General features: G+C 69.1%; 27 protein-coding genes and 1 pseudogene. 22 read left to right on the top strand and 6 right to left on the bottom strand.

Features of this window, described 5'->3' with window-relative positions:
• Positions 1 to 25: 25 nt before the first annotated feature.
• Together NI26_RS13235 and NI26_RS13245 are read left to right on the top strand one after the other, a co-directional pair.
• Positions 26 to 1936 carry an ABC transporter ATP-binding protein gene (locus NI26_RS13235; protein ID WP_066656205.1) on the top strand — a complete coding sequence of 637 codons (1911 nt, stop codon included), beginning with the start codon at positions 26 to 28 and terminating at the stop codon, positions 1934 to 1936.
• Positions 1937 to 2367: 431 nt separating this feature from the next.
• Positions 2368 to 2856 carry a hypothetical protein gene (locus NI26_RS13245; RefSeq protein WP_144411367.1) on the top strand — a complete coding sequence of 163 codons (489 nt, stop codon included), beginning with the start codon at positions 2368 to 2370 and terminating at the stop codon, positions 2854 to 2856.
• 24 nt (positions 2857 to 2880) lie between these two features.
• On the opposite strand, the gene NI26_RS13250 is transcribed toward NI26_RS13245, so the two are convergent.
• Positions 2881 to 3828: a LysR family transcriptional regulator gene (locus NI26_RS13250; RefSeq protein ID WP_066656220.1), complete on the bottom strand. Its 948-nt coding sequence runs from the start codon at positions 3826 to 3828 to the stop codon at positions 2881 to 2883.
• Positions 3829 to 3947: 119 nt separating this feature from the next.
• On the opposite strand from NI26_RS13250, the gene NI26_RS13255 reads away from it, so the two are divergent.
• Together NI26_RS13255 and NI26_RS13260 are read left to right on the top strand one after the other, a co-directional pair.
• Entirely contained in the window at positions 3948 to 4952 is a 1005-nt protein-coding gene (locus tag NI26_RS13255) for a putative oxygenase MesX (protein ID WP_066656222.1), read from the top strand.
• Between the two features lie 20 nt (positions 4953 to 4972).
• Positions 4973 to 6022 (top strand): methionine synthase, encoded by a 1050-nt coding sequence (locus NI26_RS13260; RefSeq protein WP_066656224.1) that lies wholly within the window; start codon positions 4973 to 4975, stop codon positions 6020 to 6022.
• A gap of 198 nt (positions 6023 to 6220) precedes the next feature.
• On the opposite strand, the gene NI26_RS13265 is transcribed toward NI26_RS13260, so the two are convergent.
• The 4 genes from NI26_RS13265 to NI26_RS13280 form a co-directional block, all read right to left on the bottom strand.
• Positions 6221 to 7003, bottom strand: a complete 783-nt coding sequence (locus NI26_RS13265; protein ID WP_158407768.1) for a serine hydrolase domain-containing protein — start codon at positions 7001 to 7003, stop codon at positions 6221 to 6223.
• Complete coding sequence (locus tag NI26_RS13270) at positions 6900 to 7898, bottom strand: HTTM domain-containing protein (RefSeq protein WP_158407769.1); 999 nt, start codon at positions 7896 to 7898, stop codon at positions 6900 to 6902. Before NI26_RS13270 ends, NI26_RS13265 begins: the two co-directional genes overlap by 104 nt.
• A gap of 107 nt (positions 7899 to 8005) precedes the next feature.
• The gene (locus NI26_RS13275; protein ID WP_144411368.1) at positions 8006 to 8584 is read right to left on the bottom strand and encodes a DUF5819 family protein; all 579 of its coding nucleotides are present in this window, start codon (positions 8582 to 8584) and stop codon (positions 8006 to 8008) included.
• Between the two features lie 68 nt (positions 8585 to 8652).
• Positions 8653 to 8979, bottom strand: coding sequence for a hypothetical protein (locus tag NI26_RS13280; protein ID WP_066656234.1), 327 nt, complete (start codon positions 8977 to 8979; stop codon positions 8653 to 8655).
• 88 nt (positions 8980 to 9067) lie between these two features.
• Here NI26_RS13280 and NI26_RS13285 point away from each other — a divergent pair.
• From NI26_RS13285 to NI26_RS13375, 18 genes and pseudogenes are all read left to right on the top strand, one after another.
• Positions 9068 to 9346 (top strand): annotated as a pseudogene (locus tag NI26_RS13285) (methionine synthase); the annotation flags it as partial.
• Between the two features lie 269 nt (positions 9347 to 9615).
• Positions 9616 to 10101, top strand: coding sequence for a hypothetical protein (locus NI26_RS13290; RefSeq protein WP_144411369.1), 486 nt, complete (start codon positions 9616 to 9618; stop codon positions 10099 to 10101).
• 508 nt (positions 10102 to 10609) lie between these two features.
• Positions 10610 to 10900, top strand: a complete 291-nt coding sequence (locus NI26_RS13300) for a hypothetical protein (protein WP_144411370.1) — start codon at positions 10610 to 10612, stop codon at positions 10898 to 10900.
• Positions 10901 to 10941: 41 nt separating this feature from the next.
• Positions 10942 to 11367 carry a PRC-barrel domain-containing protein gene (locus tag NI26_RS17210; RefSeq protein WP_066656258.1) on the top strand — a complete coding sequence of 142 codons (426 nt, stop codon included), beginning with the start codon at positions 10942 to 10944 and terminating at the stop codon, positions 11365 to 11367.
• A 19-nt stretch (positions 11368 to 11386) separates the two neighbouring features.
• Entirely contained in the window at positions 11387 to 11884 is a 498-nt protein-coding gene (locus NI26_RS13310) for an RES family NAD+ phosphorylase (RefSeq protein WP_235426372.1), read from the top strand.
• Positions 11885 to 11961: 77 nt separating this feature from the next.
• A complete protein-coding gene (locus NI26_RS13315) occupies positions 11962 to 12405 on the top strand; it encodes an SdpI family protein (RefSeq protein WP_081985066.1) in 444 nt (147 codons plus the stop codon).
• 29 nt (positions 12406 to 12434) lie between these two features.
• Positions 12435 to 12962, top strand: a complete 528-nt coding sequence (locus NI26_RS13320) for a histidine phosphatase family protein (protein WP_200884111.1) — start codon at positions 12435 to 12437, stop codon at positions 12960 to 12962.
• A gap of 162 nt (positions 12963 to 13124) precedes the next feature.
• The gene (locus NI26_RS13325; RefSeq protein WP_066656263.1) at positions 13125 to 13532 is read left to right on the top strand and encodes a hypothetical protein; all 408 of its coding nucleotides are present in this window, start codon (positions 13125 to 13127) and stop codon (positions 13530 to 13532) included.
• Positions 13533 to 13905: 373 nt separating this feature from the next.
• Positions 13906 to 15177 carry an MFS transporter gene (locus NI26_RS13330; protein ID WP_066656266.1) on the top strand — a complete coding sequence of 424 codons (1272 nt, stop codon included), beginning with the start codon at positions 13906 to 13908 and terminating at the stop codon, positions 15175 to 15177.
• Between the two features lie 151 nt (positions 15178 to 15328).
• Positions 15329 to 15907: an NADPH-dependent FMN reductase gene (locus NI26_RS13335; RefSeq protein ID WP_066656268.1), complete on the top strand. Its 579-nt coding sequence runs from the start codon at positions 15329 to 15331 to the stop codon at positions 15905 to 15907.
• Positions 15908 to 16143: 236 nt separating this feature from the next.
• Complete coding sequence (locus NI26_RS13340) at positions 16144 to 16557, top strand: hypothetical protein (protein ID WP_066656271.1); 414 nt, start codon at positions 16144 to 16146, stop codon at positions 16555 to 16557.
• Between the two features lie 235 nt (positions 16558 to 16792).
• Entirely contained in the window at positions 16793 to 18100 is a 1308-nt protein-coding gene (locus tag NI26_RS16955; protein ID WP_066656274.1) for an ice-binding family protein, read from the top strand.
• 140 nt (positions 18101 to 18240) lie between these two features.
• Positions 18241 to 18408 (top strand): hypothetical protein, encoded by a 168-nt coding sequence (locus NI26_RS17090; protein WP_200884112.1) that lies wholly within the window; start codon positions 18241 to 18243, stop codon positions 18406 to 18408.
• Between the two features lie 13 nt (positions 18409 to 18421).
• Positions 18422 to 19387, top strand: coding sequence for a diacylglycerol/lipid kinase family protein (locus NI26_RS13355; protein WP_144411371.1), 966 nt, complete (start codon positions 18422 to 18424; stop codon positions 19385 to 19387).
• A gap of 130 nt (positions 19388 to 19517) precedes the next feature.
• Positions 19518 to 20129 (top strand): GrpB family protein, encoded by a 612-nt coding sequence (locus NI26_RS13360; protein ID WP_066656280.1) that lies wholly within the window; start codon positions 19518 to 19520, stop codon positions 20127 to 20129.
• Between the two features lie 106 nt (positions 20130 to 20235).
• Positions 20236 to 20667: a chemotaxis protein CheY gene (locus NI26_RS13365; protein WP_066656281.1), complete on the top strand. Its 432-nt coding sequence runs from the start codon at positions 20236 to 20238 to the stop codon at positions 20665 to 20667.
• Complete coding sequence (locus NI26_RS13370; protein ID WP_066656282.1) at positions 20664 to 20981, top strand: winged helix-turn-helix domain-containing protein; 318 nt, start codon at positions 20664 to 20666, stop codon at positions 20979 to 20981. The genes NI26_RS13365 and NI26_RS13370 overlap by 4 nt, the downstream gene beginning before the upstream one ends.
• A 92-nt stretch (positions 20982 to 21073) precedes the next feature.
• On the top strand, positions 21074 to 22072 hold the full coding sequence (locus NI26_RS13375) for an HD domain-containing protein (protein WP_158407770.1): 999 nt from the start codon (positions 21074 to 21076) through the stop codon (positions 22070 to 22072).
• 195 nt (positions 22073 to 22267) lie between these two features.
• Here the strand turns inward: NI26_RS13375 and NI26_RS13380 are convergent, their stop codons facing one another.
• Positions 22268 to 22882: a hypothetical protein gene (locus NI26_RS13380; protein ID WP_158407771.1), complete on the bottom strand. Its 615-nt coding sequence runs from the start codon at positions 22880 to 22882 to the stop codon at positions 22268 to 22270.
• Positions 22883 to 22975 lie beyond the last annotated feature (93 nt).

Raw genomic sequence — 22975 nt, forward strand, 5'->3', positions numbered from 1 at the left:
GGTGGTCCCGACGTATCCTGGCTGCATGAGCATGGAAGGCGCTGCCTGGAGCTCGCTGTACAAGATCTCGTCCGCGAAGGACGCCGGGCGGGGCTTCTCCCGCGAGTCGCTCCGGCGGATCATGACGTTCGCCGTGCCCTACAAGGTCCAGCTCGTGGTGTTCATCGCGCTGTCCGTCGTGGGGGCGTTCCTCGCGGTCGCGACGCCGGTGCTCGCCGGCCAGGTCGTCGACGTCATCGCCGCCCGCGGCGCCGTGTCGACGATCGTCTGGTTGGCCCTGGTCATCGCGCTCGTGGCCGTCGCCGACGCCGCGTCGTCGCTGCTGACCCGCTGGTACTCCGCGCGGATCGGCGAGGGCGTCATCCTCGACCTCCGCACCGCGGTGTTCAACCACGTGCAGAAGATGCCGATCGCGTTCTTCACCCGCACCCGCACCGGCGCCCTGGTCAGCCGGCTCAACAACGACGTCATCGGCGCGCAGCAGGCCTTCAGCGGGACGCTCTCCGGCGTCGTCACGAACTCCGTGGCACTCGTGCTGACCCTCGTCGTCATGCTCAGCACCTCGTGGCTGGTGACGGTCATCGCCGTCGTCATGCTCCCGGTGTTCCTCGTCCCCGCACGCCGGATGGGCAGCCGCCTCGCCGCACTCCGCCGCGAGGCCGCCGACCACAACTCCGCGATGAGCACGCAGATGACCGAGCGGTTCTCCGCGCCCGGCGCGACGCTCGTCAAGCTGTTCGGACGCCCCGACGAAGAGGCCGAGGAGTTCCGCGTCCGCGCCGCCCGCGTGCGGGACATCGGCGTCCGCACCGCGATGCTGCAGTTCGTCTTCGTCACCGCGCTCATGCTCGTCTCGGCGCTCGCGCTCGCACTCGTGTACGGGCTCGGCGGCACGCTCGCCCTCGGTGGCCAGCTGAACACGGGCGACGTCGTCACCCTCGCACTCCTGCTCACCCGCCTCTACGCACCGCTCACGAGCCTGGCGAACGCCCGCGTCGAGATCATGAGCGCCGTCGTGAGCTTCGAGCGCGTCTTCGAGGTGCTCGACCTCCGGCCGCTCATCCAGGAGAAGCCCGACGCCGTCACCCTGCCCGACGGTCCCGTCGCGGTCGAGTTCGACGACGTCCGCTTCGCCTACCCGTCCGCCGACAAGGTCTCGCTGGCCTCGCTGGAGGAGGTCTCCACGCTCGACACCCGCGGCGGTGACGAGGTCCTGCACGGCGTCTCGTTCCGGATCGAGCCCGGGCAGACCGTCGCCCTGGTCGGGTCCTCCGGCGCGGGCAAGTCCACGATCGCGCAGCTGCTCTCCCGCCTGTACGACGTCGACAGCGGCGCCGTCCGACTCGCCGGCACGGACGTCCGCGACGTCACCTTCGCGTCGTTGCGGCACACGATGGGCATGGTCACCCAGGACGGGCACCTGTTCCACGAGACCATCGGCGCCAACCTGCGCCTCGCCCGCCCCGAGGCCACCGACGACGAGGTGTGGGACGCCGTGCGACGCGCACGCCTCGAGCCGCTGATCCGGTCGCTGCCCGACCAGCTCGACACCATGGTCGGCGAGCGGGGCTACCGACTGTCCGGCGGCGAGCGCCAGCGCATGACGATCGCCCGGCTCCTGCTCGCGCAGCCCCGCGTCGTGATCCTCGACGAGGCGACCGCCGCGCTCGACTCGACGTCCGAGGCCGCCGTGCAGGCCGCCCTGAGCGAGGCGCTCGACGGTCGCACGGCGATGGTCATCGCGCACCGGCTGTCTACCATCCGGAGCGCGGACCTCATCCTGGTCATCGAGGACGGCTCCGTCGTCGAGCGCGGCACGCACGAGGAACTCCTCGCCGCGGGCGGCCGGTACGAGGAGCTGCACCGGACCCAGTTCGCCGTCCAGGCGGACCAGGCGCCGGACCCCGCTCCGCTGCGCGGGAGCGGCATCCGCTGACGGCGCGACCGCAGCGTCCTGTGACGGGCTGCGGGCGGACGTGCGATCGCGCCCAGCGCCGGCCCGGAGGCGCGTGGTGCGCGCGCCCCGCGCCTCCCGTCCGGCGGCACCGCGGTCCGCAGCCGTCAGCCGCTCCGTGCCCGAGACCGAGATCGGGTCCACGTCCGTGACGATCCCGGTGCACGAACCGCGGCATCCGTGCACCGGGATCGTCACGCGGCGGACGGGACGTGGCCGCCCCGTACTCGGCTCCCGGCTCGCTCGGTGCGACGAGGCGCAGGATGGCGTCGTGTCGTCGCTCACGCCGCCACGGGACAAGGAGTCGAGATGACCGCGTACCACCTCTCGAGGCCGGCCTCGGGATCGTCCTCGGGATCGTCCTCGGAGCGGATCCCTGACCGATGCGGACGGTGAGGGAACACGTCCGTGCGGTGATCGCCGTCGTCACTGCGGCGACAGCGATCGTCGTCATCACCGGTTGCAGTGGAGGAAGCCGCGTGGACTCGGAGAGCAACGGGGCCGTGAGCACTGCCGAGGCCCGGCAGTCCGTGCAGGACATCGTCGACCGGACTGCCTCCTCACTCGAGGGCGACTGGGAGGTCTACAGCGGGCCCTCGGTCGAGCAGTGCAGCAAGAGCGACGGCAGCGACGGCGCTGCCTACAGGTACATCAAGGCTCTCGCGAAGCCGACCGGTGAACCCGAAACGGACATCGCCGTCGTCGAGAAGCTGTGGGAGGAAACCGGGATCACCACGCAGCCGTACGAGAGCGGGGGCGACGACCCGATCCTCGGTCTCCGCGGCGCAGGAGGCCCGACCACGTCCATCAGCTTCCTGGCGGACACCCGTCGGTACACGGTCTCAGCAACGTCCGAGTGTGCTGACGGGGACGCCGTCGAGATGCAGCGCAACGGCGAGTGACGAGCGGCGGAGATCCTCGACGGATCAGTGCGGCCCGAGCAGCTCGACCCCGTAGCTGACGACGACCGCCCGCAACTCCTCCAGGTACGTCTGCGCCTGCTCCGTCAGGGGCACCGAGGAGTGCGCGATCCACCCGATCTCGATGCGCTCGTCGACGTCGAGCGGGATGGCGACGATCTCCGGGTCGAGGTCGTCACTGATGAGCCCGGTCGAGATCGTGTACCCGCCGAGCCCGATCATGAGGTTGAAGATCGTCGCCCGGTCCGACACCCGGATCTCCCGCTTGCTCGACATCGTCGACAGGATCTCCTCGGCCAGGTAGAAGGAGTTGTTCGCGCCCTGGTCGAACGTCAACCGCGGCAGCTCGGCGAGGTCGTCGAGCGTCGCCCGCTCCTGCGACGCCAACGGGTTCCGCCGGGCGACGAAGACGTGCGGCTGTGCGACGAACAGCGGCGTGAACACGACCCCGGCGTCCCGCATGAGCTTGCCGAGGACCTGCCGGTTGAAGTCGTTGCGGTAGAGGATGCCGAGCTCGCTCCGCAGCGTCCGGACGTCCTCGATGATGTCCCACGTGCGGGTCTCGCGCAGCGAGAACTCGTACTGGTCGGCGTCGGCACCCTCGACCATCCGCACGAAGGCCTCGACCGCGAAGGAGTAGTGCTGGGCCGACACCCCGAGCAGCCGGCGCGACGCCTGGCGCCCGACGTACCGCTGCTCGAGCAACGACACCTGCTCGACGACCTGGCGGGCGTACCCGAGGAACTCGACGCCGTCGACGGTGAGCACGACCCCACGTGCGGACCGGGTGAAGAGCGGCCGGCCGATGCGAGCCTCCAGGTCCTTCATCGCGGCCGACATGGTCGGCTGCGAGACGTAGAGCAGGTCTGCGGCCGCGCTGATCGATCCTTCGGAGGCGACCTCGATGAAGTACCGCAGCTGCTGCAGGGTGATGTCGTTCGCAACGCGAGCCATAGGAACAGGCTATGCGACCGCATAGCGTCTCGGTATTACCTGATGACCCGCGCCTCCCGTCATGATCGGAGGACCCTTCCCACAGTGCCCGCGGGCGCTCGACGACCGGACTCCGGACCATGGCGAACGACATCACCTTCAGCATCAGCAGGACACGCTTCGACGAGGACTACTCCCCCGCCGAGAGCTCCCGCCTGACGACGAACTTCGCGAACCTGGCCCGCGGGGAGCACCGCCAGCAGAACCTCCGCAACGCGCTCGCGCTCATCGACGGGCGCTGCAACGACCTGGCCGGTCACCCGGACGCGGATCGCTACCGCGTCGAGCTCGACATCGTGTCGGTGACGATGCAGTTCGAGGACGGCGGTCTGGTCGAGCGCTTCCCCTTGATCGAGGTGCTCGACGTCACGATCGTCGACCAGCACTCCGGCGATCGCCACCAGGGCATCGTCGGCAACAACTTCTCGTCGTACCTGCGGGACCACGACTTCGCCGTCCGCCTGCCGTCGGCTCCCTCGCTCCCCGCCGACTTCGGGCTGCTGCACGGGCAGCTCTTCCAGCACTTCCTGCGATCGGACGCGTTCGGGTCGGAGTTCGACGCGGAGCCGGTCGTCTGCATCAGCGTCTCGACGAGCCAGACCTACCGGCAGACGGGCGTCGTCCACCCGGTCCTCGGTGCGGAGTACGAGCACGAGCACTCGTCGCTCACCGACGACTACTTCGGTCGCATGGGCATGCAGGTCCGGTACTGCATGCCGCCGGGGTCCAAGGCACCGCTCGCCTTCTACTCGCGCGGCGACGTCCTGACCGACTACTCGGACCTGCAGCTCATCGGCACGATCGCCACCATGGAGACGTTCCAGAAGATCTACCGGCCGGAGATCTACAACGCGAACGAGGTCGCGCCGAGCACGTTCCGCCCGACCCTCGAGCACGACGACTGGACGTCGACCGGCATCGCCTACGACCGCGAGGAACGCAGCCGCCTCGGCGTCACGCAGGGCCGGTGGACCGAGGAGCACCTCGTCACACCGCACCGCGACTTCCTCGACCGCTGGCTCGCCGAGCAGACCGCACACGCCGGCCAGGCTCTTCCCGCCGCCCCCGCTGCCCTCACCCACTGACCGACTGGACCCCCACGCGCATGAGCACGCTCCTCCCCACCGCGATCGTCGGCAGCCTGCCGAAGCCCTCCTGGCTCGCCGAGCCCGAGCGACTCTGGTCCCCCTGGCTGCTCGAGGGTGACGCCCTCGTCGAGGGCAAGCAGGACGCGCTCCGCTCCGCTGTCCACGAGCAGGAGCGCAACGGCATCGACATCGTCAGCGACGGCGAGCAGACCCGGCAGCACTTCGTCACCACCTTCATCGAGCACCTGGACGGCATCGACCAGGAGCGCAAGGAGACCGTGCGCATCCGCGACCGCTACGACGCCGCCGTGCCCACGGTCGTCGGCGCGGTGAGCCGCCCGGAGCCGGTGTTCGTCGAGGACGCGAGGTTCCTCCGCGCCCAGACCGACCGGCCGATCAAGTGGGCACTCCCCGGCCCGATGACCATGATCGACACCCTCTCCGACCAGCACTACAAGAGCCGCGAGAAGCTGGCGTGGGAGTTCGCGACGATCCTCAACCAGGAGGCACTCGAGCTCCAGGAGGCCGGCGTGGACGTCATCCAGTTCGACGAGCCAGCCTTCACCGTCTTCCACGACGAGGTGCAGGACTGGGGCGTCGCCGCACTCGAGCGCGCCGCCGAGGGCCTGCGCGCCGAGACCGCCGTGCACATCTGCTACGGCTACGGCATCGAGGCGAACAACCGGTGGAAGGAGACCCTCGGCGCCGAGTGGCGGCAGTACGAGCAGTCGTTCCCGCTCCTGAAGCAGTCCTCGATCGACATCGTCTCCCTCGAGTGCATCCACTCCCACGTCCCGCTCGAACTCGTCGAACTCATCCGCGGCAAGAAGGTCATGCTCGGCGCGATCGACGTCGCCACCGAGCAGGTCGAGACGCCGGAAGAGGTCGCCGCGGTCCTCCGCCGCGCCCTCGACCACGTCGACGCCGACAAGCTCATCCCGAGCACGAACTGCGGCATGGCGCCGCTGGCGCGCGGGGCGGCTCTGCAGAAGCTCGGTGCGCTCTCCGCGGGTGCGGACATCGTGCGCGCCGAGCTCGCGAACGTCGCGGTACCGGCAGCGCGGTAGTCCCCTGCTCCGCAGGACGGCTCGCCCCAACAACCGGGCGAGCCGACCGCCGTGTCCCCGCCTGCGCTGGTCTCGATCCGGCCTGGAGGCAGGGGTCGCTCCTGGCGGGTCGGTCACATGTGTGGGCACCTGCGCGTCGGCGCGGGGCTGGCCGCCAGCCAGCTCGAGTTGGTCACCTCCTGACCGCCGCGGCTCATCTCATCGACGTCGCTCGCCACGCCCTGCGAGCTCCCGTTCGATGACGGCTGAGGCGATGCGGTCCGGAGTGAAGAGCCGCTGCGCCAAGGCATGTACGACCGCCGTCACGCCACCCGCAGACACGATGGCAGCACCTGCAGCACGTACCTGTCCGTTGATCCAGATCGTCGCATCCCGTCGTTGCCAAGCAACCGTCCGCGCCGGGTCGTCCAGGTCTCCCAGAGCCCAGTCCGCATATCGGCAGAGGTCCTCGAACGTCGACCAGACGCCCCCTGCAGCTGCATAGGGCGACCCGGTCATCGTCCACGGCTCGACGGGCCGACCAAGCCTCCGCGGCACGACTCTGGCTGTCTCCAGTGGAGCTGTCGTGGCCGTGGTGATGCCCGCTGGCTCGAGGACCTGCTTCCGTACCGTTCGGAACCAGTTGCCGTCGACGTCGTCGAGTAACTCACCGAGCAGGGCGTAGCCGAGGTTCGAGTACGCAAACTGTCCGCGGTCTCCGCTGCGAACGACGCTGTCCGGATCCAGAGGGGCTCCGATCGTCGGAAGGTACGGATCGCGGAACGGCACCAGTCCCATACCGACGTGCAGGCGAGGGAGTCCCGAGGTGTGCTCAATCAGGTCTTGGACGGTGAAGTCAGCCCCCGGGAACCAGGGCGCGAACTGACGGACCTCGCGATCAAGCGGAAGCACCATCGTCGCAGCGGTCCCCACGAGTCCCTTGGTGATACTTCCCCACTCGACCAGAGCAGCCCTTGCGTACGGCCCGCTGGCGGGACGCACAGAACGCCAGCCCCACTCGTCGCCGATGCTCGCCCGCCAGTGTCGCCGTACTCTCAACAGATCTCTCATCAACTGTCTCCTCTCGACAGCCGGCCAATGCGCGGCGTAGCAGGGCCGCCCGGCGGCGCAAGCGCACCACGTGATGGTTCACGAAGAGAAGGTCGTACGCCGCCATGACGAGCGCGAACGACGTGAGCCCCATCAGCACTGCAATCGCCAGATGGAACGTCAGCATCACCGCAACAGCCAACGGTCTTCCTTGGCGGAAGAGCACGAGCACTGGGAAGAACACCGATGCGAGCACGGTCGCGTACGCGCCGATGACGAGAACCCAATCCGATTGCAGGACGAACGGCGTCACGCCGGGCAGGAAGAACTCCGGAACGCTCAGGATGTAGTACAGCGCGATTCCGTCCTGCCACAGCTGACCCTGGACCTTGTACAGGCCCGCCATGAGGTACACGACCACGACCTGCGTCACGAGCAGGAGGAGTCCGGTGTTGTTGCACACGCTCGCGATCACCCCGACGGGCTCGGAACGGATTCGACGAACGGTGAAGGCGGAGTAGCACCGCGTGAGGAGGAGGAAGCAAGTCGCCGTTGAGGCGAGCGCGTCGCCGCCGTCCATGAGCCCCGGATTCGCCATGTACAGCGGCCAGATCAGGACCCAGTGCACCGCAAGGAGCGCGCGACCTCCGACGCCGAGCATGACGAGCACCGCGATGACAAGACCCGCATGAAAGAGAAGCTCGAAGACCCACGGATCCTCGGACAAGCCGTACAGGCTCCACGTTCCGATGCTTGCGGCGGAATCTCGGATGCCCGCAGTGCCGTACACACCGTCAGGACCGAAGAGCAGAAGACGGTCGCTGTACTGCCCGACGTAGATCGACACGGATACCAGTCCGAGCACAGCACGGAGGAGACTCAGGGCCTCGAGCGCTCGAGGCGCGTCCGTCATCCACTCGATGACGCTGACCAGTCGACGCCACAAGAGATGCGTCACAGTCGGATCCACGCCGAGTCGATGGTGCTCGGCTGAGCGTCGCGAGGTGCTGACCCTCGCTGCGACCACGGAGGCAACGCCTTGGTCACGAAACGGAGCTGCACCGCGGTCGGCCGCTGATCGTCGCGTCCACAACCGACAGTCAAAGCCGCGTAACGAGCGAGCACTTCCTCCGCCTGACGCCGAACGCGTTCATCCGGCGGCGCCAGGTCCGCGTTGTGCTTCTTCAACAATCGCTCGGTCAGGTCGTCTTCTGCGAACCGCTGCAGCACCGCACTGCTCACGATTCGACTCTCGCGCGGTGGGAAGAAGCGGCTCCCTTGAGTACGAACGATTGCCTGCGAGGTGATGTCCCTCCAGTCCGTCGCATTGCCGTTGCATTCGAACCGCGCAATGACCCCCCGTTCATCACTGACCGGATCAGGAGCGAACAACTGCCAGTTCTGGGAGAAGTACGGGTTCAACATCGAAGCGGCACCACCGACGTCGAACTTGATCGGTGTCAACGGCCCCGCCAGAACCATCGCCATGGCTCCGAAGGTGGCGACCAGAGTGAGGCCGAGTGCAGCAAGCACCGTCCGTCTCATTGCTGTCCCTCCGACGGAGGCGGGTCCAGCGCTGATACCGGACCCGCCTGACCTGGTCATCGATCGAAGTACGCCTTCTCTGCCTCCGACGACCCCTGGGGGGTGTCTGCGGCGTACCCGAGCACGCTCGCCATGCGCGCGACGTTGCCCGCAGCTCGCGGCGCATGAGCGGCCTTGAACCCCGCCCACAGCGCCTTGGCGACGCCCCCCACCCCTCGCGGACTCGCTTCGGCCGCCGCAGTCTGCGAAGAGCCAGCCTCCACTGCCTGCGCCATGGCGCTCGTTTCGCTGTACGAATCGGCCTCTGCGGGCGCCGCGAGGGCGACGATCGCCCCCAGGGCGACGAAACCACTTGCGAGCGCCACAATCGTTTTCCGGTTCATGATGCAACCCCTTCTTGTCGATTGATACATCAATACCGGCACCTCTGGTGTGCTGTCTACCTTGCAAGTGCGATGGTTAACCCTTGGAAACGTCCCGCTTGAACTCGTCGAGCTCGTCCGCGGCAGGAAGGTCATACTCGGCGCGATCGACGTCGCCACCGAGCAGGTCGAGACGCCCGAGGAGGTCGCCGCGGTCCTCCGCCGGGCACTCGACCACGTCGATGCCGACAAGCTCATCCCGAGCACCAACTGCGGCATGGCGCCGCTGGCGCGCGGGGCGGCCCTGCAGAAGCTCGGCGCGCTGTCCGCCGGCGCGGACATCGTGCGGGCCGAGCTCGCGAACGTCGCGGTACCGGCGGGCCGCTAGCGACACGACCAGCCGATGCGGCTCGGCGTCCTCGCTCGCGTTCACAGCTCCGCAGGGTCGAACCAGGCAGACTCCGACGGGGGAGCGCATACCTTCTCGCGTACTTCGTCCCTTCGCAACACCGCCTCCACGAGCATCGGGTACACCCCGGGCGAAAAACGGATCTCATGAGAACAGTGGCCCGGTCCCTGCTCATCCTGGGTGCTACCGGGGCAGCAGTGCTGATGATCGCCGGCTGTTCGACCAGTCGCCCCGACGAGGAGCCGAACGTGAACCGCCCTTCCGCCCGATCAGAGCCACGCGCGACGGACGCGAAAGCCGCCTGGGACGACCTGAACGAGCGGATCGAGTCGACCCAGTTGATGGTCCCGGGCGAGTGGGAGGCGTCGGACTCCGGCGCGTCAGCATGCGGGACCTCCGGGGCGCAGTGGGGCATCACCCGACTGGGTCCGGGTGCGAGCGCCGACGACCGAACGCGGATCATCGCCCGGATCGAGACTGCGTGGAAGGACAACGGTTGGGAGCCGACACGGAGCACGTTCGGCGGTGATGCACCCGGACTGCAGCTCCGCTACCCGGCCGGCGGAGTCTTCGATGATGGCTTCTTCGTGGAGATCGGGATCACGGAGTACGGGTCGAGCATCCAAGCGCAGACGCCCTGCGCGCAAGGCGACGTGAACGTACTGAACGACGAGCAGTACGCGTACGAGCACCAGGACACGACGCGTCTGCCGTCCGCTGGCCCCTCATCCTGAGGCGGTCCAGTCGAACAGGTGACGTTCCTCCTGGTGACCGAGCGCTCGGTGGCCCCACGGTCTGCGCTGCAGCATCCCTCTGGTCCACTCGAGCATTCGAGCAAGGAGCAGCGGTCGAGGCGCGATCCACGGCAGGAGCGACTGCGTCGCGGCGAGGCGGACGGCGGACCGCACGTCGAACACGGACAAGGCGGCTGCGATCGCCCAGAGGTCGAGCACTCCGACCGCCTCGGACTCCGTCGTTCCGCCCGTCTCGCTAGTGTCGAGGCGTGAGGATCAGGGCGGACATGAAGACGGCACGTCGCCTGCAGGCCGACAGGATCACCGGCTCCGCGGTGTCCGTCGCTGCTGCGGCGCTCGCACTGATGGGGTGCTCCGGAGGGCCCTCCTCGGAGAACGAGCAGCCCCCGACCAGGCGAAGGACACCGTCGTCACGATCGTCGACGACACCGCCGGCGCAGTCGGCGGCACTTGGTCGGTCGCGAGCGGTCCGGCGGTCCAAGGCTGCATGCGCGACAACGGTGCACGTGGTGCCGCCTACTTGTTGACGGAGATGCGCGAACAGCGTGCAGGAGATCCCGCCGACGACGTCGCCACGGTCGAACGGCTGTGGAAGGACAAGGGCCTCTCGACCGAACGCCACGAGAGCGGAGGCACCGACCCGACGCAGGGCGTCCGGGGAACGGGCGGCCCGGCCACGAGCATCGACTTCCTCGCCGACGAACGCGGGTACAGCCTCGACGCCGTTTCCGTCTGCACCGCTGGCAATGCAGAGGAGCTCCAGCGGAACGGCGAGTGACAGACCCGCGGAGCATCAGGCACAGGGCGTTGACTACGCACATGATCACCAAGGCGAAGATCCACGAGATCGAGAACGCTCCTGTGAAGGACCGCGACGGCGCATCCGTCGGCAAGGTCGCGCAGGTCTTCCCCTCCGCCGAGGACGGCAGTGCCGCGTTCATCAGCGTCGCAACGGGACTCCTCGGGGGTCACACCGTGCTCGTCCCGGTCGAGGACGCAACGTTCGACGGTAACGACCTGCACGTCGGCTACTTGAAGAGCGCGATCAAGGATGCCCCTTCCCCAGGAGCCGGGAACACCGTGACCGACACCCAGGCGGATGCCGTCCGCAAGCACTTCGGGCTGTCCCCGGCAGGCAAGGCGACCGGCGACATGGGCGACCCGCACGAGAACCTCGACCAGGCCGGTACCGGTCCGGCGGGCGCTGACGACACCGAGGGCGCGGGAGCGACGCCGCCGGCGTGAGCCGCACCAGGATGCTCTTGTGAGCGACGACCGAGACATCTTCGCACCGGAGGTGCGCGGCACCTTCTTCCGCGCGGTGGACCCGCGCTTCCGCGCATCCGCCATCGCAGGGTCACGGTCCGCAGGCCGGTACTCACGTGCTGACGAGCCCACGCTGTACCTCAGCTCGTCGGTCGAGGGTGTGGAGGCCGCACTGGTGGCGCATCCGGACACGCGCGCCACGGAGCCGATGATCGTCGAGGTGGACGTGGTGGCGTCCCGGATCGTCGACCTCCGCGACCGGGCCGCTCGTTCCGAAGCCGTGGTCGACCTCGAGGACGCGACCGCTCCGTGGCAGCAGGTCGTCGCAGACGGTGGCGTCCCGGCCTCGTGGCAGGTCCGAGACCGCCTGGTGGCACTCGGCGCCGACGGCCTGATCGATCCGTCGAGGAAGCGCCCGGGCCTCTGGCACCTCGTGTTGTTCCGCTGGAACACCGACGGTGCGCCGCAGGTACGCGTCCGGACAGAGGCCGGCTGAGACCGTGCCGGGTTCGACGACACGTAGGTGACACTGATACTTCGCTGTTCTCCGCCGGGGACGCTAGCGTCGTCGGCATGGACGGTGCGGTGGTGTTCCCGATGGCCCTCGAGATCGGGGCGGCTGCGCTGGTCACGTGGCTGACGTGGAGGGCCGCCAACGGCTCGCTGCCACGGAACAGCCTCGCCGGCGTCCGGACGTCGGTCACGATGTCGAGCGAGGCGGCCTGGCGGATCGGCCATCGTGCAGCGCTGCGCCCGACGATCGTCTCCGGCCTCCTCGTGACGGCGTGGTGCGCGATCAGCATCGGAGTTCCAGCACTCCACACTCCTGCCGCCGTCCTCGTCGCCGCTGGTCTCCTCGTCGGTGGAGCACTCCTGTCCATCCCGGCCGCCCACCGCGCCGTACGACGAGCGTTGCCCGAGGCTGGAGGCGACGGTTCTCACCCCGATGGCTCCCCCGCGACCCCGTCGCCCGTCTCGAGTGAGAGGGACACTGACGACGCCGATACGGTCGGATGATGCTGTGCACGTGGGTGTCCCATCCCGAGGTGACAGTCGACCCGACCGTCCGGATCCAGGACTGGGGTCTGTCGCCGGTCGGACGGGCCCGCGCCGCACACATCGCGACGCTGTTCCCCCAGCCCCTCCGCATCGTCAGCAGCAGCGAGCGGAAGGCCCTGGACACCGCCGGGATCATCGCCGGACAGTGGGGCTCGGAGTTCGAGGTCGACGAGGACCTCGGTGAGATGGACCGCAGCGCGACCGGTTACCTCGACCCGCGTGAGTTCGAACCGACCGTCGACGCGTTCTTCGCCGAACCGCACCGGTCCGCCCGTGGTTGGGAACGCGCGATCGACGCCCAGAGCCGTGTCGAGCGCGCGGTCCGACGCATCGCGGCACAGACGCCCGAGCGGGGCATCGCGTTCATCGCTCACGGCGGGGTCGGCGCACTCCTGCTGGCGAGCCTCCGACGCGAGCCCATCAGCCGCGCACTCGACCAGCCCGCGATGGGCAGCTCCTTCGCCTTCGACCCGCAGGACTGGACGGCGCTGTCGTCGTGGGAGCACGTCGGCTGAAGCGGGAGGCGGGGGGGCAGGTCCGGCGGCGGCAGATCAGATCGAGAGCAGTACGCTGCCGTCAGGGGAACGCGAGGGGGAACCGTGACCACAGATCATCGGGAACGAGCGACGGCCGGGCAGCTCGAGTGGCCCGCGGTGTCCTGGCCGGGGCTGCCGTAGATGGACCACAAGGACACGCGCTCAGGCCTCCCGTACGACTCATGGCCGGAGTCGGAGGTCGACGACCAGCGCACCATCGCGCAGGTCAACAGCAGCCGGAAGGCCTTCCGCATCACGGCCAGGACCGGCTTCATCATCGCGCCGGCGATGTTCCTCCTCCCGCTCGTCTACCCGCTGCTCGGCCTCGGGTGGCACTTCCTGCCGATCATCTGCATGACGGCGGCGTGGGCCGTGCTCGTCTCCGCGTGCTCGTTCGCCGCGATGACCACCACGGAGCCAGCAGGTCACCCCTGGGTGCACCAGGTGTGGGCGGTACCCGCGGCCGTCCTCGCGATGTTCCCCGGCGGCATCGCCGCCTTCGCGCTGTACGGGTCGGTCGTCGCAACGGTCTACCAGCGAACGAAGTGACGGGCGGGCGCCGCTGCACCCGCAGGACCCGCGCCTCCCGGCCCGGACCGGAGGCGCGCGAGCGCCGCTGACCCGAACGGTGTGCTGCACCAACCGTTGCTCGGTCGACGTGGACGCTGCTAACGTTCGTCGGTCTGGTCCGACGACGGGGAAGGTGGCGACGATGCCGCTCAGTGCCCCTCGTGGACTGTTCCCCACGAAAGCCGCCCCCGAGCTCGTCGGACCGCGGCCCGTCCCTCCCGGAGTCATGGCAACGCAGCACTGAGCTGACCGACACGGTCAGCCCTCCTCGCCGCGAGCGTTCTGCTCGTGTGCTCCTGCACGCCCTTGTCGCCGCTCGGCGGCGGTGCGACGACCTCACGGGAACACCTCCATGCGCTTCACCCCTGCCCGGCTCCGGGCTCCGCTCGCGAGCCTCCACGAGCACCGCTTCGTCACGTTCGCGGTCCTGACCGACACCATCGGCGCCGGCCTCACGCTGCCGCTGACGATCGTCTACTTCACGATCACCACCGACGTGTCCCTGGCGGTGATCGGTGTCCTCTCCACCGTCGCATCGCTGGTGGCCCTCCCGATCGGACTCGTCGGCGGCGTCCTCACCGACCGGTTCGGTGCCAGGGCGTCGATGGTCCTCAACAACCTGCTCTCCGCAGCGGGCTTCACGCTCTACCTCTCCGCCCACGATCCGGTGGTGATCTTCGCGGCGATCTTCCTCGCCAACGCATCCGAACGGCTCTACTGGACCTCGTGGACCGCGTACGTCCACGACCTCGCGGCGGGCCGCCCGTTCGAGCGCTGGTTCGCCTTCCTCGAAGCGACGAAGGCCGCCGCCCTCGGGGCAGGCGCGATCGTCGCTGCGGTCACCCTCGCGCACGGACACCAGGACGGGTTGCGGTGGCTGGTCCTCGCCAACGTCGTCACCAGCGTCGCAGCGGCCGTCGTGTTCGCCACGCAACGCACCGGCCATCGAGCCCCGCAGGCAGCGGCACCGACGGGAGCGGGACCAGCCGATGCCTCCGGGCTGCTCCGCGCCTTCGTCGCCGACCGGTCGATGCGTCTCATCGCGCTCGGCCAGTTCCTGATCGGTCCCGCCATGCTGCTGCCGAACGTCGCGTTCGCCGTCCTGTTCATCGAGCGGTGGGGCGTGTCCCCGGCGGTCGCACCCGTCCAGTTCGCCATCGCCACAGGCCTGTGCGCACTCTTCCAGACATCCGTCACCCGGTGGGTCGCCGGGCGACGGCGCGGGACGCTCATCGCGCTCGGCGCCGTCCTGACCGCTGCGACGACGGCACCGTTGATCGTCCTTCCTCCGCTGCACGGACCGGCCGCGTGGTCCTACGTCGTCGTGGTCGCGGTCGTGCTGGCCGCGGCGGACATGATCTCCCTGCCCGCGGCGAACGCGGTCATGGCTGCAGCGCCGCACCCACGCATCCGTGGCCGAGCCATCGGGGTGTTCCAGACCGCGAGCTCGATCGGGATGGCACTCTTCCCGCTCACCCTCGGACTGCTGGACTCGCGGATGCCCTGGCTGCTGTGGCTCATCGCCACTGGTGTGTTCCTCGGCGCTGCCTGGGCCTGGCACGGAGCGGTCCGCGACCTGCCACAACGGGTCCAGGGAACGGAGCCGACCGACATCGACGGATGAGCGGGGCTCGGCCGGACGGACGGCTGGCTGTCCGGAGGATGCCAGCTACGGGTGGTCGCGCGCCAGCTGGTGGCCCCGACCGGCACGAGGACGACCTGCCACGGACCGGTCGCACCACGCTCCGCCGCACCTGAATCGGTACCGTGCAGGGGTGACTCCCCTGCGTCTGCCGGTCATCTCGTGCAGCCTCGATCCCGTCAGCACCAGTCGCCGGCTGGCCGAGCGGTCGGCGTCGCTCCTGAGGGCGAACGGTCACGGGTCAGAGGTCGTCGACCTGGCAACGGCACCGCTGCCGGCGTTCGACAACGACCAGGTCTTCGACAGTGACGCGTTCGGTGCGCTGCACGATGTCATCCGGGAGTCCGACGGCGTGGTGCTGGCGTTCCCGATCTACAACTGGGCGCCGTCATCGGCGGTCAAGTCGCTCATCGAAGCCACCGGTGCGACGGGGGAAGGCCGGCGTGCTGCATGGTTCGACAAGGTGGTCACCTTCGTGTGCGCTGCCGGGCTCCCGCACAGCTACATGGCGACGGGCGCGCTCGCGCAGTCCCTGATGCTCGACTTCAAGTGCGTCGTCAACCCGTACACGGCGTACATCGCGGAGCGGGACTGGGAAGCGGGGACGCTCTCCGTCGACAGGGCAGCGCGTCTGGAGAAGACCATGACGGTGCACGCCGAACTCGCCGGTCTCCTCCGCGACAGGACCTCCCTGTCGGACTGGGAGGTGTGAGTCCGACGACGGTCGCGCGGTTCACCGACCACCGGCTACCGGCTACCGGCTACCGGCTACCGGCTACCGGCTACCGGGATCCTCGCGATTCCGCGACGATGTACGGATGAACAGACCCGTCAGGTTCGTTGCGCTGTTGTTCCCGAACGTGACACAGCTCGACCTGACCGGCCCGGTACAGCTCTTCTCCAGGCTCCCCGGCGACCATCGACCTCGCCTGGCACGACCGAGAGCCGGTGGGCACCGATGCGGGCTTCGCGATCATGCCGACGGTGACCTTCGACGAGGCCCCGCAGGCGGACGTCCTCATGGTCCCCGGAGGGCAAGGTGCCTTCGACCTGCTCGAGACCATCGGAGCCGTACCCGAGCAGGCGCGGGTGGTCCGCGACGGTCGGATCATCACGGGAGGCGGGGTGACCAGTGGTGTCGACTTCGCCCTCACGGTCGCCGCTGAGGTCTACGACGATGCCGCAGCCCGCGCTGTCCAACTGGCCGTGGAGTACGACCCGCACCCGCCGTTCGACGCTGGATCACCGACGCGTCCGGAAGCGGACGCCGAGCAAGTGCGACGAGCCGTTGCAGACGCGCGACGCAGCCGCGGACCGGTCGTCTCGCGAGCAGCATCCCGACTCGGACTGGCGTCCTGCTGAGGGCCTCCGGCGGAACGTCTCCGGCCGGGTCGCGTGTGGTGTCCGTCCTCGGTTCGGCCGCGAGGTCCGTGCCGTGGGAGGGGCCCGGTCGACGACACCGTTCCTGACCATCGGCCTGCCGATCCGACGAGCCGCACCGTTCTGCGTCGAGCAGGCGCATACTGCAGGGACCGGAGATCATGTTCGCGTCGTCGACGCTCGCCTTGTGGCTCTCCCACTCAGACAGGGGCCTCGCATGGCCACGTCCCGTATCCTCCGCCGCACCGCCTTCGCCCTGACCGGCATCGGCCTCGCCGCTTCGATGGCGATGATGTCGACCTCTGCGGCATCGGCCGCGACCGTGATCGACGGCCCGGTGAACCTCGGCACCGCGTCGACCTACGGTGTCCTCGGCGCGAGCGCCGTGACGAACACAGGCCCGTCAGTCGTCAACGGCGACCTGGGGCTCTCTCCCGGCACCTCGATCACCGGCTTCGGCGGTGCGCCGAACGGAACCGTCAACGGCACCACGCACCAGACCGACGCCGCGGCCGCGCAGGCGCAGCGGGACACCACGACGGCGTACGACGTCGCTGCGTCACTGTCTCCGACGCAGACCGGCCTCACCGAGCTGAACGGCCTCTCCCTCTCACCCGGGGTGTACTCCGGCGGGGCGCTCCAGCTCGCGGACAACGGTGCGTTGACCCTCGCCGGCAGCGCGGACTCGGTGTGGGTGTTCCAGGCCGCATCGACGCTGACCATCGGTTCCGCCAGCCGGATCACGATCACCGGTGGTGCGAGTTCGTGCAACGTGTTCTGGCAGGTCGGCAGCTCCGCCACCATCGGCACCGGTGCCCAGTTCCAGGGGACCGTGCTGGCGCAGCAGTCCGTGACCGCCACCACCGGCGCCACCGTCGTGGGACGCCTGCTCGCCCGCACCGGCGCTGTGACCCTCGACACGAACACCATCACTGCCTCGACCGGCTGCCCCGCCCCGGGGACTCCGACCGAGACGCCCGCACCGGTCATCACCTCCGACGCACCCGCCGCCGCGACCGCCGGGACGCCGTACTCGTACACGGTGACCGCGACGGGTACGCCCACCCCGACCTACACGGCGACCGGACTGCCCGCCGGCCTGACGATCAACGGCACCAGCGGCGTCGTCTCCGGCACGCCGACCACACCCGGCACGTCCACGGTGACGATCACCGCGTCGAACGGCACGCCGCCCGCTGACGTGCAGACCGTGACGATCACCGTGCGACCGGCTGCTTCGTCGACTCCCACACCCACTGCGTCGCCGACCGCCCCCGCCAGCACCCCCGCTGGGACCCCGACAGGCGGAGCAGCTACGGGCGGGAACACCCCGACCGCTCCCACCGGCACCCCCTCAGGGAGCCCGACCGGCGGAGCGGCACCGGGCGGGAACACCCCGACCGGTGAACTGGCCTTCACCGGGAGCGACCCGGCGCTGCCCCTCGGCATCGCCGGAGTGCTCCTGGCAGCCGGCACGGCGATCACGCTGATCGTCCGGCACCGTCGTCGCACGAGCCGCATCTGACACGCAGCCGCCCCGGACCGCCACCGGTGTGGTGGCCAGGTCCGCGGAACGGCCGCGGACCCTCCTGCCGCACCGGCGACGAGGTCGTCGACGTCGAGCGGACCGCCGGCATCTCCCCCTCCCTGACAGGAAGCACCACCATGAAGACCGTCATCGTCCTCCTCACCCTCTGGCTGATCCTCGCCGTCGTCGGCTTCGCGCTGAAGGGCCTGCTCTGGCTCGCGATCATCGGCATCGTCCTGTTCGTCGGAACCGTGGTCTTCGGGGCGATCCGCCGCTCCGGGAACACGGCCCAGCGCACCGACTGATCGGGACGGACCAGTGCAGGATCCCTCACGGCAGCGAACCGCAGCCGTCGTCATCAACCCGGTCAAGACCGACCCGACACGGCTGCGCACCCTCGTGGACGCCGAAGCGTCCCGCAACGGGTGGGCACCCACCCGATGGTTCGAGACCGCTGCGGACGACGACGGTCGCGCAGCCGCACGCGAAGCAGCCGAGTCGAAGCCGGACGTCGTCCTCGTCGCCGGCGGCGACGGGACCCTCCGTGTCGTCGCCGAGGAACTCCGCGGCACCGGTGTCCCGGTCGCGCTCCTGCCCAGCGGTACCGGGAACCTGTTCGCCCGCAACCTCGGTCTGACCCGCAACGATGTCGACAGTGCCGTCCACGACGCCTTCACCGGCGCCGACCGGCCGATCGACGTCGGGCTCGCCGAACTGACCGACGTCGATGGATCAACGACCACCCACGCGTTCCTCGTCATGGCCGGTGTCGGACTCGACGCGAGCATGGCGGCGGACACGAACGCGTGGGTCAAGAAGCGGTTCGGTTGGGTCGCGTACTCGGACCCGATCGCCAGGTCCATCGTCGGGAACCGTCAGATCCCCGTCCGCTACGACATCGACGGCGCCCCGACCAGGACGATGCACGCACACACCATCATCGTCGGCAACTGCGGCACCCTCACCGCCGGCGTGCTCCTCCTGCCGCGCGCCGAGCCCGACGACGGCATCCTCGACGCCGTCGCGTTCCGACCGAACGGCTGGTTCGGCTGGACGAAGATCGGCTCCACCCTCACGCTCAACCGCTTCTTCTCGCGCACCGGGTTCGGTCGGCTCTTCGCTCGGTTGCTGCCGCGTTCCCGGGTGCTCCCGACCACCCGAGCGCGACGACTCCGCCTCGCGTTCGACGAACCGGAACAGGTACAACTCGACGGGGACCCGTTCGGTCGGGTGGTCGCCGTGACGTTGAGCACCCACCCTCACGGGTTGACGCTCCGCGCCTGACCGGCACTCGTCCGCGGTGGTCACGCGCCGACCGTGCGAACGTCGTGCTCACACCACCACGGGGCAGTGCTCTCGGCCCTCCCCCGACATCCCTCGCCCAGCGGACGCGTCGAGGGTCCATGATGTGGCTGTGGCCACACACCCGCTCTGGCGGCCGTTCACCGCAGACGGCAACGCAGCCCGTCAGTCGCAGCGTGTCGCGTTCCGACAGGTCGACCCTGGCAGCCTCCAGGACCACGACCCACGTTGGGCCGATGCGTTCGCGCGCGTACGGGACCTCGTCGCAGGTGCGCTCGGCGCCGATCACACCATCGCGCACGTCGGCTCGACTGCCGTTCCCGGGATGATCGCCAAGCCGGTCATCGACGCCGACCTGCTCGTGCCCGACCTCGGTGATGAACGCACCTGGCTCCCGGAGCTCGAGGCCGTCGGGTTCCGTCTGGTCTTCCGCGACGTGATCGCCGGTGACCCGCACCGGCAGCTCACCCTCGGCGATCCCAACACCAACCTGCACGTGTGGCAGCCGGGGGCAGCGGAGCCGCAACGGCATCGCCTGTTCGTGGAGTGGTTGCGATCCCACCCCGAGGACCGGCAGGTGTACGCGGACGCGAAGGCAGCGGCCGTGAACGCCGGCAACGGCCTGCGCTACAACGACGCGAAGGCCGCTGTCGTCCACGAGATCTACGAACGAGCCTTCGCATCGGATCCGCATCACGCCCACGACGCTCAGCCGCGGCCATGACCACCCGCAGCCGTCCGTCGCCCGTGTCGCGGTAGGTTTGGCCGATCGGCAAGCACTTGCCTACATGGCAAGTCTGTGCCAGGCTGGAACCCGAGAGGGGAACACCATGGACAACCAGAACAGCATCAGCCCGGCAGAGGCGCGGACGCTCCTCGACACCGCCGATCGCCTCAGTCGACGAGCGCACGAGTCCACCCGGTGGCCGTACGTGACGTTCATCCTCGCGCTCGGCATGGTGACCTCGTTCGGGACCCTCGGGATGGGTCTGACGACCGGCTCGGCCTTCGGCCTCACCTACGTCGGCACACTCGCCGCCTTCTTCGCGTTGATCGTGTTCTTCGCGGTGTCCATCCGCGGGCGAGCGGCCTTCGCGCGGAGCCGTCGATGGACGATCTACATCGCGAGCTGGTTCGTCACCTACGGGGCTGCAATCGCCGTCGTCGCCTGGGCGCACGGATCCGTCCTGTGGTCCGGGATCACTTCCGGAGCGATCCTGGCGGTCACGATGGCCTGCGCGTCGTACGAGGCACGACGATGACGTCGACGAACCAGGCACCGGTCCATCCCCGTCACCGGCTCGACGGTCACTTGCTGAATCCGGTCCGCTTCTCGATCATGGCCGCACTCGACCGTGCCACCACGCTGGGGTTCCGCGAGGTCCGCGACGCCGTCGAGGTCACCGACTCGGCGCTGAGCAAGCAGGTCGCGCTCCTCGAGACGGCGGGGTACGTCGCCGTCGGGAAGGCCTTCACGGGGAAGACCCCCCGGACGTCGCTCACCGTCACACGCGAGGGTCGGACGGCGTGGCGTGCGCACCTCGCAGCGCTCCAGGAGATCGCCGACCCGTCCTGATCCCTGCGGTCGTCGCTCGCGCGGCACGGGACGAACTTCCTGGAGCGGCCGTCCGCTCCGCTACTGTCGGTGCGGACGACGGGGAGGCCAGAGTGCACCGAGAAGCGGTCGACACGTTGGGGAACGACGGGGTGTACTTCGACCCACTGTGGCGGATCGAGGTGCGCCTCACGGCGACCGAACAGCGTCTCCTCCGCACCTGGCCGGTGCGGCGTCTCGCCTTCATCGCCCACGCAGGAGCCGCGTCGATCACGACGGTGCAGACGTACTCTCGCCTCGAGCACTCGCTCGGGGTACTCGCACTCGTGGCCCACTTCGCGCCCGAGCACCAGCCCGCGCGCACCGCTGCGTTGCTGCACGACGTCGGCCACCTCCCGTTCAGCCACACGCTCGAGGGTCTCGCAGGCCTCGACCACCACGACCTCACCCGACAGCGGATCACCGCGTTGTTCGCCACCGATGCGGCACTCGCTGGCGATGCCGAGACGATCATCGCACTCGACGACGGAAGCATCCCTTCGCCGCTCACGGCGTCGCACGGCGGCCTGAAGCTGGACCACCTCGACTCGTTCCTCCGCAGCGGACAGGCCCACGGGCGCACACGATCAGCACCGCACGAACTCCTGCGACGGCTGCATCTGAGCGACGGTGCCGTCGATGCCGATCCGGTCGATGCTGTCGAACTGGCGGACCTCGCGATCAGCGAAGCACTTGCCCAGAGGAGCGCGGCGAACCTCGTGCCCGTCGCCGTCGTGCGGGGCCTGGTGAGCCGCCTCTTCGACACGGGAGCCCTCGAACCGACCGAGTTGGCCGGCATGACCGACGACGAACTGTGGTCAGTGCTCCTCTCCAGCGCCGCGACCCGTGCCGACGCAGCGTCGTTGCGACGGCATCCTCAGCGGTGGCAGCTTCGCCATCACAGCGACGACAGTTGCGGCGAACCCTTCTCGCACGTGGTCCGACGCAGCTACCTCGACCTCCCCAGGAGTGGCGGTCGCACCACCTCCGACCCGCGCGTCGCCGCCCTGCAGGAGGACCTCCCGATGTGGGTGAGCGCGAAGCGGAGCGACGATCGGACGCACGTCGCCTGAGCCGAACCGCGCCCGGTGGTGGAGCGGCCGTCGAACGGACCGGCTGTGCGTCTCGTGCAGCACGGGTGGGAGCCGACACGAGCCACGGGCCCCACCGGTAGGGCGTCCCACAGATCCGCGCCGCCACGACTCCCCGATTGTCGTCGCGGTCCCCGTCGGGACGGTCACCGGGCGGGCTGTGGAGGAGGCTTCCGGTCAGGCCGACGACGAACGGACGAAGAGGTAGTCGGGACGTGGCACATCGAGTGATCCGCTGTAGAAACCGAGTGCTCCATTGGTCGCGTAGCCCTGGCGCACTAATTGGCCATCGAAGTAGAACCGGATGCCGGGCGAGTCACCGTCGGCCACCTTCCATCGTCCGGAGAAGCTCGCCGAGTCCTCGCCGTTCGCACAACCCGGAGGGCCCGTCGCAGCGTTGCCGGTTCGGCACGCGAGGTCGATCGGGATGTTGCGCGCTGTGTACGTCCGGTCCGCCGACACGGTGAACTCCGTCGCTCGATCACCGTCCGCTCCCTCGAGCACCCAGGTGCCGGTGTAGTCCTCCGGCTCGGGCTGTGCCGTGACGGCGCAACCGGTCATCAACAGCGTCAGCACCGCGATCGACGTCGCTATACCCGCCGGATGTTTCGCCACCACTTCACCTTCTCCTTCCACGTGAACCGCTCCGTCACCCGCGAGAACGGCCCGTGGTCTCCCAGCGGCTCGGTTCACCGCGTCGTGGTCGAGCCCGGGGATCCGCAGGGCCGAGCCGAGCGTGGTCTCGTTCGGTGCCGTGTACTCGACCACGGCGGTCCCGTCGCCCTTCGACACGACCCTCGCATCCACGTCGCAAGTCCCGAGGGAAAGGACGTCAAGTCTGGCAGCACGTACGCGGTCAGGTCTGTCGATCCTGTCACCGTTGTG

Origin of the sequence: Curtobacterium sp. MR_MD2014, assembly GCF_000772085.1 — a bacterium.
Taxonomy (GTDB): Bacteria; Actinomycetota; Actinomycetes; order Actinomycetales; family Microbacteriaceae; genus Curtobacterium.

Coding starts and splice junctions, on each gene's coding strand:
- NI26_RS13235 (WP_066656205.1), top strand. CDS start 26: ATGAGCATGGAAGGCGCTGCCTGGAGCTCGCTGTACAAGATCTCGTCC.
- NI26_RS13250 (WP_066656220.1), bottom strand. CDS start 3,828: ATGGCTCGCGTTGCGAACGACATCACCCTGCAGCAGCTGCGGTACTTC.
- NI26_RS13255 (WP_066656222.1), top strand. CDS start 3,948: ATGGCGAACGACATCACCTTCAGCATCAGCAGGACACGCTTCGACGAG.
- NI26_RS13260 (WP_066656224.1), top strand. CDS start 4,973: ATGAGCACGCTCCTCCCCACCGCGATCGTCGGCAGCCTGCCGAAGCCC.
- NI26_RS13280 (WP_066656234.1), bottom strand. CDS start 8,979: ATGAACCGGAAAACGATTGTGGCGCTCGCAAGTGGTTTCGTCGCCCTG.
- NI26_RS13300 (WP_144411370.1), top strand. CDS start 10,610: ATGCGCGACAACGGTGCACGTGGTGCCGCCTACTTGTTGACGGAGATG.
- NI26_RS17210 (WP_066656258.1), top strand. CDS start 10,942: ATGATCACCAAGGCGAAGATCCACGAGATCGAGAACGCTCCTGTGAAG.
- NI26_RS13315 (WP_081985066.1), top strand. CDS start 11,962: ATGGACGGTGCGGTGGTGTTCCCGATGGCCCTCGAGATCGGGGCGGCT.
- NI26_RS13325 (WP_066656263.1), top strand. CDS start 13,125: ATGGACCACAAGGACACGCGCTCAGGCCTCCCGTACGACTCATGGCCG.
- NI26_RS13330 (WP_066656266.1), top strand. CDS start 13,906: ATGCGCTTCACCCCTGCCCGGCTCCGGGCTCCGCTCGCGAGCCTCCAC.
- NI26_RS16955 (WP_066656274.1), top strand. CDS start 16,793: ATGGCCACGTCCCGTATCCTCCGCCGCACCGCCTTCGCCCTGACCGGC.
- NI26_RS17090 (WP_200884112.1), top strand. CDS start 18,241: ATGAAGACCGTCATCGTCCTCCTCACCCTCTGGCTGATCCTCGCCGTC.
- NI26_RS13365 (WP_066656281.1), top strand. CDS start 20,236: ATGGACAACCAGAACAGCATCAGCCCGGCAGAGGCGCGGACGCTCCTC.
- NI26_RS13370 (WP_066656282.1), top strand. CDS start 20,664: ATGACGTCGACGAACCAGGCACCGGTCCATCCCCGTCACCGGCTCGAC.